A 12,950-nucleotide genomic window follows, 5' to 3' on the forward strand; every position below is an offset into this window, starting at 1 on the left:
CCGCCGGCGGCACCGGCCAGGGCCCGCTACTCGACCGTCACGAGGGTCCCGAGCGGCAGGGCGTCCACCGCCGCCACCGCCTCGGCGTCGAGCCGCACGCACCCGTGCGACACCGCGCCCGAGGTCGTCGCGTTCCAGTGCAGGCCGATGAGCCCGCCGTCGTGTCCGCCGTACGGTTCGTCGGCGGCGCTCGAGTGCAGGGAGGTCAGCTGGATCGGGTGGTCGCCGGTGCCCTGCGCCGGGTCCACGTACCGTTGCTCCAGGTAGCCGGTGACCCCGGTCGGCGTCGGGGTGTCCGCCGTGCCGACGCCGGCGTGGAACCGCTGCACGGCCGCACCGTCCGCGGAGACGATCGACACGGTCTGGTCCTCCGTCGAGATGACGACGCGGGAGGTCGGCGTCGACACCTTCCGGAGCGACGCCACCGGCACCCACGCCGAGGTCTGCGCCGCGGCTGATCCCCCGGCGGCCGAGGGCAACTGCTGCCGCGCCGGGGTGAGGACGCGCTCCCAGTCCCCCTCGCGCTCGAGACCGACGACCGTGGTGGGCTGCCGGAGGAAGTCCGAGGCGGCGAACCGGGCGACGGGTGTGGCCCGGTCGGCGCCGAACAGGGGCGCGTCCGCCCGGAGCCGGAACACGGTGTCCGAGGTGACCGTCCGGTCGAAGGGCATCAGCCCGCCGATGACGGCCGAGTACTGTGCCTCCGGCAGCGCGTCGAGCGCCGCGGCGTCGAGGTGCGGCACGGCGGGTACCGGCGACGCGGAGGTCGTCGCGTGCGGCGCGGTCGGGCCGGGTGCCGCCGAGACGGCCGATGGTGGACCGACGACCAGCGGGACCACGACGGCTCCGGCGAGGACGACCGCGCCGGCGACGGCCACGCCGGCCCAGAGGGTGCGCTTGCGCATGGGGACTCCTGGAAGGGAGACCGGTCGGCGCGCGGGCGCCGACCGGTCGGGGTGGGGTGGATCAGCCCGGACCAACCCGGATCAGCCCGGACCAGCCCGGACCAACCCGGGCCAGCCCGGTTCAGCCGGAGACGACCGGCAGGTGGACACCAGTGCCCGGGTCGACGACCGCGGTCCCGGTGCCGCCACCGGTGCCCGTTCCGGCAGCGGCCGGGGTCACCGTGATCGCGAGCGGTGCGACGAGCGCCGAGGCACCCGAGGCGTCGACCACGTCGATCGTGTGCGCTCCCGTGGCGGTGCCCGCCGGGATCGTCACGCTGCCGGACACCGTGCCGTCCGCGGCGACGGTGAGCGTGCCCACCGTGACCGGGTCGGAGTGCAGCACGACCCGCAGCGACGCACCCGCGGTGAAGCCGGTGCCGGCGAGGGCGAGCGAACCGCCGGCAGCCACCGAGGTCCCCTTCGGCGCCGTCAGCACACCGGTCACGACGCGTGCGGTGCCGCCGGTGGCGAGGACCTTCGCGGTGCCGTCGGCGGAGACCGCGACCGTGGCGCTCGTCGCGGCGGCGAGGTCGAGGCGCTCCCACGAGCCCGCGGCCGTCCCGGACTGGTCGAGCGGGAAGCCGGACGCGATCTCGGTCTGCGCGAGCACCGCGGTGCGCTGCGCGTCGGTGAGGGTCGGGAACGCCGTGAGGAGCAGGTTCGACGCACCGGTCGGCACCGAGGGGGCCAGCCCGGTGGTGCCGGTCGCCGCGAAGCCGTAGGTCATCCGCTCGCGGTACACCTTTGCCGCGGACGCACGGTCAGTGACGACCTGGGCGGTGCCGCCGGGGATCGCGGCGCCGCCGTACGGGTCGTCCGAGTACGCCTTCGCGTGGGCGATGCAGTTCGCGAGGGTGTCACCGCACTGCTGCTCGAGGTACGAGACGAGTTCCTTCCGCGCGGGCTCGAGGACGTCGGCGCGGTACTGGGTGTCCGACCAGCGGGCGGCGAGCGCTGCCTCACCGTCGATGCGCCCGCCCATGATGTCGAGCGGGTAGTGCACGCCGAGGACGATGCGGTCGTTGCCGGCCTCGGAGGCACGGGCGAGGAGCTCCGGCGCCAGCTCGGGGACGAGCGTCGCGAGGGTGATGCCCGCCTGGTACGCCGTGGTGGTGTGGCCGCTCGGGTACGAGCCGCCCGTGCAGATGCCGACGGTGCCGTAGCCGGGGTCGAGGACGACGTCGTTCGGGGAGAACTCGTGCGTGGTGTCGGTGGCGACCGGCACGCGGGTGATGTCGAGCGTCCCGTCCGCCGACGCGTACGCCTTGCCGGTGCGGTTCGCGGTGAGCGACGACGCGTTCACCTTCGTCGGCGCGCAACCGGTCTGGTCGTCGGTCGCGGGCAGCGTGGCGGTCGTCGTCGCCGGCAGGTACGGCCTCGGGTAGCTGTAGTGCGCCTTCGCGTCACCCGTGCTGACGTAGGCGCCGCTCGTGCCGTTCGACGAGTTCACAAGCGCCGAGGTCAGCGGCAGCTTCCCGGAGTTCCGTCCCTCGACGTAGATCTTCTCGAGCGCCGGACCGAGGCCCTGCGACACGGTCATCGACTGGTCGTAGGCGGTGCTCGTGGCGTTCTGGTACTCGGAGTCCTGCAGCGCCTTCAGCTGCTGCGCCTTCGTGGCGTGCTGGTTGATCCACGAGGTCAGCTCGTCGTTCTTCGCGAGTGTCCCGGCGTCGAGGACGGTGCCGTGCAGGTCGTTGGTCCCGCTCGACTTCCAGTACTGGTCGTACCCGCTCAGCAGGGAGACGAGGTCGGGCTTGGCGGTGTCGCTCGGGTACCCCGCCGCGGTGGCGACGAGGGGCGAGCCGACGACGAGGGCGGTCGCGACAGCGGCGACGGTCACCCCGCGGAGTGCTGATCTGTGCATGCGCCGAACGCTAGGGACGGGCGGTTGCCGAGTGGGGAACGGTTCACCAAGCCGAGGTGAACCGGACCGCAGCCTGTGCGCACTCGCAGCCCCGTGCCTCCAGTCCGCCCGTGGTCACCATGTGACGGACTGGAGGCGCGGCTCGTCCCCCAGCACCGCGTACGCCGCCATGGGCGGTACCGTCCGCCACCGGCGCCGCAGGCGGCGCGGCCGGTCGTCCCGCCACGCGATCACCCCGCCGGCGACGATCCCGAACGCGAGCACCGCGAACGAGAACAGACCGACCACACCGACGAGCGCGAGCTTCGACGGGTCGTGCACGTCGGTCGTCGCCGACAGTCCGATGGACCCGAAGTCCCAGAACGCGTGCAGCAGCACCGGCAGGAGCAGGTTCCCGGTCAGCCGCCGGGCGACGTACAGGGTCGAGCCGAAGGACGCCGCGAAGACGACCTGGACGAGCGTCGCACCGAGGCCGGCACCGGCGAGGGCGTTGAGCAGGTGCAGCAGGCCGAACAGCACGCACGACAGCATCCACACGCCGAACTCGGGCAGCCGACGGCGCAGCCCCACGAGCAGCACGCCGCGGGTCATCAGCTCCTCGAACACCCCGACGAACAGCACGCCCACTGCCAGCAGCAGGAAGTAGTGCCCCGGGAGCGCGGACCACTCGACCAGGGGTAACCGCACCAGGCACACCACGGCGATGAGGGCGGGAGCGAGCCAGGTCCACCCGAGACTCGTGCGGGTCGGGTCGACCGTCGCGATCCGCCACCAGCCGAGTCCCGTCACGACGAGGCAGAGGGCGACGGCGGCGATGCCCTCCGGGACCACGAGCGACCGGACGACGCTGTCGACCGTCTGTCCGAGCGTCGGGTAGTCGTCACTCGGGCGGGCGCGCCAGGCGCTGATCGCGGCGAACACCACCAGCGGCGCGAGGCCGACCAGCAACGACGGCGGGACCGGCCAACGGCGGCGACGGGCGGGGGCTGCTGTGGTCACCCGCTGTTTGTACCATTGGGGCATGCGCCTGCCCTCCCTGTCCACGATGGCGGAGGACTACGTCAAGCTCGTCTGGAAGGCGAGCGAGCGCGGCGGCCCCGGCCTCGCGACGCGGGACATCGCTGCGACGCTCAAGGTCTCGGCGTCGACGGTGTCGGGCAACCTCCGGAAGCTCGACCGTGACGGCCTCATCGAGCACACCCCCTACTACGGCGTCGTGCTCACCCCGCTCGGGCAGCAGGTCGCCGTGGCGATGGTCCGGCGGCACCGGCTGATCGAGACGTTCCTCGTGCAGCGGCTCGGGTACTCGTGGGACGAGGTCCACACCGAGGCTGAGTCACTCGAGCACGCGGTGTCGGAGACGTTCCTCGACCGGGTGGACGCCGACCTCGGGCACCCGACGCACGACCCGCACGGCGATCCGATCCCCCGCGCCGACGGCTCCGTGCCGGACTCCCCCGGCACACTGCTCGGCGCGATCGAGCCCGGGGCGTGCGGCACCGTCGACCGGGTGTCCGACGACGACCCCTCGTTGCTGCGGTACTTCGACGAGCTCGGGGTCGGGCTCGGCACGCACCTGCGCGTGGAGCAGGTGCGGGACTACGCGGGCGTGATCGCGGTGTCGCGCCGGGGCCCGTCGGGCGAGGAGTCCCTCGTCGACCTGCCGGCAGCGGCGGCGTCCGCGATCTGGCTCGCCCCCGACGCCGACTGACGCCCGCGGCGCCCGCGCCCGCACGGCGTCCGCGCCCGCCCGCCGCCGCGAGGTCGCACGACCCGCCGCTCACGTCCGCCGAGGTCGCACGAAGTGCCGCCCGAACCCCGGCGACCCGGCAGAAAACGCGACCTCGAGGCCGACCGCAGGCCGAACCCACCCAGCCCGGCCGCCCGCCGCGAGGTCGCACGACCCACCGCTCACGTCCGCCGAGGTCGCACGAAGTGCCGCCCGAACCCCGGCGGCCCGGCAGGAAACGCGACCTCGAGGCCGGCCCCGGGCCGACCCCGCCCTGGCCGACCCCGCGCCGACGCCGGCCCGCCCAGCCGGGCCGCGCGCGTCAGTCGCGGAACGCGGGGGACGACGGCCGGCGGAACGGCGCCGTGATCGTCGGCAGAATGTCGCGGCGGTTGATCCAGAACACCACGAGCGCCGCCACGAGGTGCACGATGCTGAGCACCCACCGCCCGTTCGTGTCCGTCACGAAGAACTGCACCGCGAACAACGCCGCGAGCGCGATCGCCGACCACCGGTGGAACCGCAGCGCGATGATGATCGCCACGCCGAGCACGGTCTGCGACGCGGTCAGCATGAACTCCTCGACCTGCCGGGAGTCCAGCGGGAGCCCGCCCGTGGTCCCGCCGCCGAGGACGTGCGCGATCGGCAGCGACCCGACGAGCAGCGACCACTGGTTGACCTTCGAGGCGATGAGCGTCCCGATCGCCGCGCCGCCCATGCCGCGCAGCGCGAAGAGTGCGGCGACGATGAACTCGGGCGCCTCGGTGGCGAGCGGCGCGAGCCACTGCACGAGGAAGTAGCTGTCGATGCCGAGGGCGCTGCCGGAGTCCACGAGGGCGTCGGCGAACGGCTCCGCCGAGGACAGGATCACCGCGGCGGCCACGACGAACAGCGCGACGATCGTCCAGCGCCGTGCCCGCTGCGGCATCGAGGCGATGTTGCCCGCCATGCCGACGAGCTCTTCCTCGTCGTCGTCGTCGGTCACCTTCGAGGCGCGCCAGAGGTACCAGACGAACGCCGCGAGCAGCGCGAACCCGAACCACATCGGGATGGACCCCATCAGCGGGATGAGGAACGCGACGAGGGCCAGGAGCGCCAGGAACCCGATGTCGAGCCTCGACGAGCGTTCGAGCTCGAGCACGCGGGTCGCCGAGGCCGGGAGCGAACCCGTCTTCACGAACCGCCGCGCCACGAGCAGCGAGATGATCACGACGAGCGGCCACCCGAACCCGAGCAGCAGCCGGTTCGAGCCGGTCATGTTGGCGGCGGCGAACTGCTCGTACGCGGGGTCGTACCCGGAGCGGAACGCGTAGTACAGGTCGACGGCGTACTCGGGCAGCACGGCGATGAGCGCGAGGATCGCGATCGCGAGGGCACCGGCGATGTCCTTCTGCGCGGCCTCGGCGGCCCAGGCGAGCAGGAACGACGCGGCGACGACGGCCCCGCCGAAGACGAGCAGGTCGACGAGGGCGTTCGGGGCGAACCCGCCGATGCGGAAGACGACGGCGGGCAGGGCGATGGCGATGCAGATCGCGATGCGACCCCAGGCGCTGGCGCCCATCCGGGGCGGGGCGACGGCGGGTGCGGCCGCAGGGGAAAGGGTGTTGGTCATGGTGGTCCTCGAGTCCGAGTGGTCGAGCCATGACGCAGCACACACACGAGCGGCTTCGGCCATGGCGGAACGGCCGAAGGTCTCGCTCGCCTCGAGGGCCACGTGCACCGGGCCGATCGTCGTGATGGCCAGTGTGTCGATGCACGCGTTGGGAGCTACTCCCCTTCGACACCCACCTTGGCGCGCTCCGATCCGCATGTGCAAGCCGATCGGGCCTGTTCGGCATCCCGAATCCCGGTGTTCCCCGACCCGCCCCGTACCTGCCTGGAGGCGCGGGGCGGGCCCGCCACGCGCCTCCAGGCAGTCGTCGGGTCGCGCCCACCGCATCCGGTGAGCAGAAATCGTCGGGTCACGTCCGGCAACTCGACGATTCCTGCTCCCTCGACGAGGCGCGGGCGGCGCGGGGCGACGCCGTGCGGGCGGCGTCGAGGGTGCGGTGCCTACCCCTTCGCGGAGCGCGTGCGGCCGAGCGCGACCTCGCGGCGGGCACGCTCGACCGCGAGCGCGCTCGCGGCGTCCGGGTCGTGGAGCAGGCGGTCGATCTCGGCGACGTGCGCACGGACCTCGGCGTCCGAGCTGCTGCCCGCGTCGTCGAGGACGGGGCGTACCGTGTCCTCGCCCAGCGCGACGATCGCGCGACTGAGGCTCAGGCGGGTCTCGCGGTCCCCCTGGCCGAGGTGCGCGGCGAGCGTCCGTGCGAGCGCACCGGACTCGGCCTCCGGCACGATCGCGGCGGCGGTGCGCCAGGCAGCCCGCAGGACCTCGACGTCCGGGTCACGGAGCAGCGGACGGACCGAGGGCCAGACGCTCGGGTCGCCGATCTTCGACAGGGTGTGCAGCGCCTGGCTCCGGGCCTGCGACACCGGTCGCTCGAGCTCGGGGAGCACCCGGCGGACCACCTCGTCGGCGGGCTGCCGGATGAGCGCCCACGTGAGCATGTCGCGGACGAAGAAGTCCGGCTCCACCGCGCACTGCTCGACGAGCACGTCGAGGTCCGCGGGGTCCGGGTGGGTCCCGGCGTCCATGACGGCACGGAGCCGGACGGAGGAGCGCGGGTCGGCGAGGGCGTCGGTGAGCACGGACATGGGTCCATGGAAGCGCACCGTGCTGCGTGACGTCCGGAGACAGCGCGCCAAGGGTCGAGGCATAGCGTGGACGGACCGCTCGAACCCACACGAAAGGACCCCCATGCCCCGCATCGGAACCAGCGACCTCACCGTGTTCCCCCTCGCCCTCGGCGGCAACGTCTTCGGCTGGACCGCCGACGAGCAGACCTCCCACCAGGTGCTCGACGCGTACACGGCTGCGGGCGGAGACTTCGTCGACACCGCGGACGTCTACTCCGCCTGGGCCCCCGGCAACGAGGGCGGTGAGTCCGAGCGGGTCATCGGCTCGTGGTTCGCGAAGTCCGGCAAGCGCGACGACGTCGTCATCGCCACGAAGGTCTCGCAGCACCCGCAGTTCTCCGGCCTCGGCGCCGCGAACGTCGCCGCCGCAGCCCGCGCGAGCCTCGAGCGCCTCGGCACCGACCGGATCGACCTCTACTACGCGCACTTCGACGACGAGTCGACTCCGCTCGAGGAGACCGTCCGCGCCTTCGACCAGCTCGTGCAGGAGGGCCTCGTCCGGTACACGGCGATCTCGAACTACTCCCGCGCCCGCGCCGGGGAGTGGATCCGCATCGCGAAGGACAACGGCCTCGCGCTGCCGGTCGCGATCCAGCCGCACTACAACCTCGTCACCCGTGAGCCCTACGAGTCCGACATCGCTCCGCTCGCCGCTGCCGAGGGCCTCGGCGTGGTGCCGTACTTCTCGCTCGCCGCCGGCTTCCTCACCGGGAAGTACCGCACGAAGGACGACTTCGCCGGCAAGGACCGCGAGGGGCAGGTCTCCGGGTACTTCACCGACCAGGGTCTCGCCGTGGTGGACGCCCTCGCGACGATCGCGGACGCGCACGACACCGAACTGGCGAGCGTCGCCCTGGCGTGGCTGCAGGCGCAGCCGGACGTCGTCGCGCCGATCGCGAGCGCACGGAACACCGAGCAGCTCCCGGCGCTGCTCGCCTCCGCGGAACTGCAGCTCAGCGCCGAGGAGCTGCGCACCCTGTCCGACGTGTCGTCGAAGGTCCCCGCTGCGGCCTGACTCGGGTGGTCCGGGCGACGACCCGACTCGGAACGACGGATCCGAGGTCGTACGACATCGGATCTGTCGTTCGGAGTCGGCGCCCGAGGTTCGGGATCGGACCCGCGCGCACACCCGGAGTCGGCGCCCGAGGTTCGGGACTACGCCCCCGGCGCGACCGACCCGGTCAGCGCCGCACCCGACGACCGCGTCACGAAGCACGAGATGAACGTGTCCCCCTGGTCCCACGTCGCTTGGTCCGGCGCGTAGGAGCCCTGCACCTGGACGTCCCCGTAGGCAGCAGCGGCCGAGGTGTCCAGCGCCGCCGACGTCTGGCACTGCTCCGCAGCCTGCGCCGCGAGCGCCTCCGGCCCCGGCCACTGGTTCGCCGACACGGGCAGGCGCGCGGTCAGTTGGGCGATGTGCGCCGACGAGCAGTCCACGACCGTGAAGGTCTGCGCCCACGCGTTCGTGAACGGCGACAGGCACTCCCCGCCGGCCAGTTCGGTCCAGCTGTGCTCACCGGGAGCCGCAGGGGTCGTCGCGAACTGCAGCGTCTGCAGCGTGTCCGACGAGGGCGCAGGCGTCGGGGCAGCGGCCGCCGACGACGCAGGTGCCGAAGCCGCCGCGGACGCGGTCGACGTCGGTGCCGGGGTGTGGTCCTCGATGGTGTTGCCGAGGATCCAGCGCGTCAGGGCGAACACCGCGACGAGCAGCACGACGATGAGCGCGATCGAGCCCCAGATGAGCAGTCGCTTGCCGCGCTGCCCCTCGTTCCGGAGCTTCGCGAAGCCCTCGTTGATGAAGTTGTCCCGGTCACCACCACCGCCGGCAGCAGCAGCCGGAGCGGCGGGCGCGACGGGCGTCCGACCCGGAGCAGGGGCGTGCGCCGGAGCACCCCCGACCGCGGGCATCATCCGCGTGCTGTTGTCGGTGGGGTCGTACCCGGTGCCACCGAGCTGGCCGACGGCCTCGGTGCCGAACAGGTCCTTGATCGCACTCGTGTCGCTGGTCTCGCGGCCGTCCCACTCGGACTGGTCGAGGTCGTCCGGTGCCGCGGCGGGCAGCGGCGCGGGTTCGTCGTCCTCCACCGGAGCGTCGGCGCGGATGCCCATCACGGCGTCGAGGTCCTGCCCGACGGCGGGCGGCAGGTGCGCCGGGTACGCCTGCGCGTCCGGCTCGGCCGCGGCCGGCTCGACGAGCGGCGGGGCGGCGGTCGGGGGCACGGTCGCCTCCGGTTCGGCCCACCAGGGCGTCGCGGCGACGGGCAGCGCGGTGGTCGCGGCGTCGGCGGGCTCGGCAGCCTCGGCCTGGAGGCGCGGCTCGCCCTCCGCCCCGTCGGTCTCGTCGTCCGCCGGCGCGGGTTCGAAGGCCGCGGTCGGTTCGCCGACGGGCGTCGCGTCGAACGCGGTGGTCGCGGCCGCTGCCGCGACCGGCACCACGGGTGTCCCGGTGGCCGGCGTCTCGAGTTCCCCGGACACGACGTCGTCGTCGGCTTCGTCCGCGAGGGTCCACGAGCGCCCCGCGAGCGCCGTCGTGTCGAACGCGTTGGTCGTCAGCGTCGTCGGGACCTCGCCGGTCTCGTCGTCGCGGATCGCCCAGTCGAACGGACGCTCGATCCCACCGGTGCCGGGCGCCTGGACGTCGGTGCCGGCGATGCGGAGGAGCTCCGTGAAGCTCGGCGGCTCGTCGGTGGCGGGCAGCACGTTCTCGACGCCGAGCGGCTGCTGCGCGACCGGGCCGGTCGGGGTCGGCTGCGAACCGGTCGCCCGGCCGAGCCAGTCGACGTCGCTGCGGCCCTCACCGAACGGGTCGACGCGGCGGCGCTCGGACTCGATGGCCCGGTTCTCGGCGGCACGCTGGTCACGGTGGGACTGGGCGGTCGGGAGCGAGATCGACGAGGGGTGCGGCGCGGTCGAGGTCGGCGGGACCGGAGCGGCGGGAGGGATCCGCTCGCCGAGGGTCTCGCGCTCGTGCTCGGCACTGGCCTGCGGGTTCACCGACGGAGCGGTGAGCTGCTCCGGCATCGAGATCGCCTGGGTCGCACCGTCGTCGTCCGCGGACGGCGCCTCCGGGGCGGACGGCACCGCCGGCAGCGGCTCGAAGGGCTCGGGGAGCGGCGCACCGGTCTCCCGCGCGGTCTTCTCGGCCTCGCGACGCTCGCGGCGGGACGGCCACTCGTCCTCGCTGCGGGGAGCGCCGAAGATGTCCGCGGCACTGCGGAGACCGTGGAACGGAGCGTCCGGGGCGGACCCGCGCCGTGCCTCCAGGCCGTCGTCCCCATCTGTGGGTCCGGCGGTCTGGTCAGGCTCGTGCGCGTCCTCCGGACGCTCCCCGGTCACGCGCTCAGCCCCAGATCAGCCAGCCCGATCGCACTGAAGTACGGGTACCCGGCAGCCTCGATCTTCTCCTTCGCGCCGGTGTCGCGGTCGACGACGACGGCCACGGCGGCGATGATCGCACCCTCGCGCTCGAGCGCCTCGGCGGCCTTGAGCGGCGAGCCGCCGGTCGTGGAGGTGTCCTCGAGCACGACGACGCGCTTGCCACGCAAGTCCGGCCCTTCGACCTGCTTGCCGCGGCCGTGGTCCTTCGGCTCCTTGCGGACGACGAACGCGTCGTAGGCGAGCCCACGGGCGGCGGCCTGGTGCAGCACGGCACTGGCGATCGGGTCGGCGCCCATGGTCAGGCCGCCGACGGCGGCGACGTCGGGCACCTGGCCGACGAGGTCCGTCATGACCTGTCCGATGAGCGGGGCGACACGGTGGTCGAGGCTCACCTTGCGGAGGTCGATGTAGTACGTCGCCTTCTTCCCGCTGGTGAGGGTGAAGTCTCCGTGGAACACCGCTTCGTCCGTGATGAACTGGATGAGCTGGTCGCGCGCGTCGGTCACAGCCCACAAGGGTAGCCGGTCGGGCCCTCGACGCGCTCCCCCAGCCCGCGGGGGCCTCGGCTGGGTACGCTCCGGGCATGGCTCCCGACACGCGCACGACGACGGTCGTGGCGCGTCCGACGAGCGGCCCGCGGTGGCGCGGACTGGTCGCCGCGACCGGCCGGGAGGCGCTGGGCGGCCTGGTCGCGCTGGCCCTGTCCGTCATCGCCCTGCGCCACGTCATCGCCACCGCCCGGGTCGAGCTGCTCTGGTACGACGGCGACTCGGTGCTGCTGCCGCTCGTCCGGCGCTCGATGGAGCTCGGGCAGCCGTTCGAGTGGGCGATGTCCCCCGCGCTGTTCTTCTTCCCGGAGCTGCCGGTCTACCTGCTCTGCTCGGTGGTCACCGCCACCCCGCAGCAGGCCCTGGCGCTGAACGGTCTGCTCGTGCTGCTCGCCGTCTACGCCCTGGTGCGTGCGGCCGCGAACGAGCTCATGCCCGCTGCCCGGCGGTCGGCCCGGATCGCGGTGTCGGCGGTGGCCCTCGGGTTCGTGACGCTCCTGGTGCTGACGGAGTCCTCGGCGACCGCGACGTCCCTCGAGCTCGCGTCGCTGCTGCTCACGACGACCTACTACTACGGCGCGGTGCTGGCGATGCTGGGCACCGCGGTCCTCGTGCTCCGGGCGGTCCGGACGGGACGGGCGTCCGTCACGGTGCTCGTCGTGCTCGGGCTCGTCGCCGCGTGCACCACCGCGTCGAACCCGCTGTACGTGCCGTGGTCGGGTGCGCCGGTGGTGGTGACGCTCGTGCTGCTGGCGCTCGCCCGTCGCCTGCCGTGGCGCCCCGTCCTGCTGCTCGTCGGGACCGTGACCGCCGGGGCGGTGGTCGGCTACCTGGTCCGGATCCCGCTGCGACCGTTCGTGTCGCTCGACCCGTCCACGTACGTGCAGCCGTCGCGCGCGGGCGAGACCCTCGGCTTCTTCGCCGCACTCACCGACGACCGAGCCGGGACCGCCGCCGGGGACGCCGGGCTGCTCCTGCTCTTCGTGGGGGTGCTGCTGTCCGTCGGCGGAACGGTGTGGGCCTGGCGGGTGCGGACCTCGCGGACGGTGCTCGTCGCGGCGGCACTGCCCCTGGTCACGGTCGTGGCGGTGTCGGTCGGGGTCGTCGTCGCGGGTTCGGACACGCCGCGGTACCTCGAGCCGATCGTGACGGCCCCGCTGCTGGCGCTCGTCGCGGTCGCCGAGCTCACCCGCACCGCCGTCCGTTCGACCCGGGTGCACCGCCCCCGCCGCGGGGTCCGGGTGGTCCTGGCGGTGGCGGCCGCCGGGGTGCTGCTCGCGGGGGTCGCGACGGCGCCGAGCACCGCCCGCACGGTCGCGACGGCACGGTACGACGCTGCCGCCTGCCTCGATCGCTGGGCCGGCGGCCGGGACGTCGTCGGGGTCGGGCAGTTCTGGACGGTCCGGCCGCTCGCCGCCTACGCCTCGACGAACGTGCAGCTGCTGCAGGTGCGCGACACGTTCCAGGTGTACCCGTGGCTCGTCGACCTCGGGGCCTACCGGGACGCGGCGCCGACCTTCGTCGTGATCGGCACGCGCGACCTCTGGACGACCGCGGTGGAGGACTCGCTCGGCACCCCGGCCACGATCACGCACTGCACCGGGTTCGACGTGTACGACTACGCCGGGACGTCGGGCGCCGCGGTCCTGCAGCGCGACGTCGTGGGCAGCGCCGATGCCGTCCGGCGCGAGCGCGGCTTCTGAGCGATCACCCCGGAAGTTGTCCACAGCCGCGCGGCGGCACCC

Annotated in this window: 10 protein-coding genes; 3 read left to right on the forward strand and 7 right to left on the reverse strand. The window is 73.6% G+C overall.

Annotated elements, in window-relative coordinates:
* Window positions 1-26 precede the first annotated feature (26 nt).
* From FS532_RS15580 to FS532_RS15590, 3 genes are all read right to left on the reverse strand, one after another.
* The gene (locus FS532_RS15580; RefSeq protein ID WP_144756348.1) at window positions 27-905 is read right to left on the reverse strand and encodes a L,D-transpeptidase; all 879 of its coding nucleotides are present in this window, start codon (window positions 903-905) and stop codon (window positions 27-29) included.
* Window positions 906-1,026: 121 nt separating this feature from the next.
* Window positions 1,027-2,811, reverse strand: coding sequence for a phosphatase PAP2 family protein (locus FS532_RS15585; RefSeq protein ID WP_144756350.1), 1,785 nt, complete (start codon window positions 2,809-2,811; stop codon window positions 1,027-1,029).
* Window positions 2,812-2,925: 114 nt separating this feature from the next.
* Complete coding sequence (locus FS532_RS15590) at window positions 2,926-3,810, reverse strand: CPBP family intramembrane glutamic endopeptidase (RefSeq protein WP_186322081.1); 885 nt, start codon at window positions 3,808-3,810, stop codon at window positions 2,926-2,928.
* Window positions 3,811-3,832: 22 nt separating this feature from the next.
* On the opposite strand from FS532_RS15590, the gene FS532_RS15595 reads away from it, so the two are divergent.
* Window positions 3,833-4,522, forward strand: coding sequence for a metal-dependent transcriptional regulator (locus FS532_RS15595; RefSeq protein WP_144756354.1), 690 nt, complete (start codon window positions 3,833-3,835; stop codon window positions 4,520-4,522).
* Between the two features lie 340 nt (window positions 4,523-4,862).
* Here FS532_RS15595 and FS532_RS15600 read toward each other — a convergent pair whose 3' ends face one another.
* A complete protein-coding gene (locus FS532_RS15600; RefSeq protein WP_260852766.1) occupies window positions 4,863-6,152 on the reverse strand; it encodes a sodium/calcium exchanger protein in 1,290 nt (429 codons plus the stop codon).
* Between the two features lie 440 nt (window positions 6,153-6,592).
* On the reverse strand, window positions 6,593-7,237 hold the full coding sequence (locus tag FS532_RS15605; protein ID WP_144756356.1) for a HEAT repeat domain-containing protein: 645 nt from the start codon (window positions 7,235-7,237) through the stop codon (window positions 6,593-6,595).
* A gap of 103 nt (window positions 7,238-7,340) precedes the next feature.
* Here FS532_RS15605 and FS532_RS15610 point away from each other — a divergent pair, with 103 nt between their 5' ends.
* The gene (locus tag FS532_RS15610; RefSeq protein WP_144756358.1) at window positions 7,341-8,294 is read left to right on the forward strand and encodes an aldo/keto reductase; all 954 of its coding nucleotides are present in this window, start codon (window positions 7,341-7,343) and stop codon (window positions 8,292-8,294) included.
* Between the two features lie 140 nt (window positions 8,295-8,434).
* Here FS532_RS15610 and FS532_RS18760 read toward each other — a convergent pair whose 3' ends face one another.
* On the reverse strand, window positions 8,435-10,615 hold the full coding sequence (locus FS532_RS18760; RefSeq protein WP_186322082.1) for a hypothetical protein: 2,181 nt from the start codon (window positions 10,613-10,615) through the stop codon (window positions 8,435-8,437).
* Window positions 10,612-11,163 carry an orotate phosphoribosyltransferase gene (pyrE, locus tag FS532_RS15620; RefSeq protein ID WP_144756360.1) on the reverse strand — a complete coding sequence of 184 codons (552 nt, stop codon included), beginning with the start codon at window positions 11,161-11,163 and terminating at the stop codon, window positions 10,612-10,614. The genes FS532_RS18760 and pyrE overlap by 4 nt, the downstream gene beginning before the upstream one ends.
* Before the next feature lie 77 nt (window positions 11,164-11,240).
* On the opposite strand from pyrE, the gene FS532_RS15625 reads away from it, so the two are divergent.
* The gene (locus FS532_RS15625) at window positions 11,241-12,908 is read left to right on the forward strand and encodes a hypothetical protein (protein ID WP_144756362.1); all 1,668 of its coding nucleotides are present in this window, start codon (window positions 11,241-11,243) and stop codon (window positions 12,906-12,908) included.
* Window positions 12,909-12,950: the final 42 nt, after the last annotated feature.

The organism is Curtobacterium pusillum (assembly GCF_007673235.1).
GTDB lineage: Bacteria > Actinomycetota > Actinomycetes > Actinomycetales > Microbacteriaceae > Curtobacterium > Curtobacterium pusillum_C.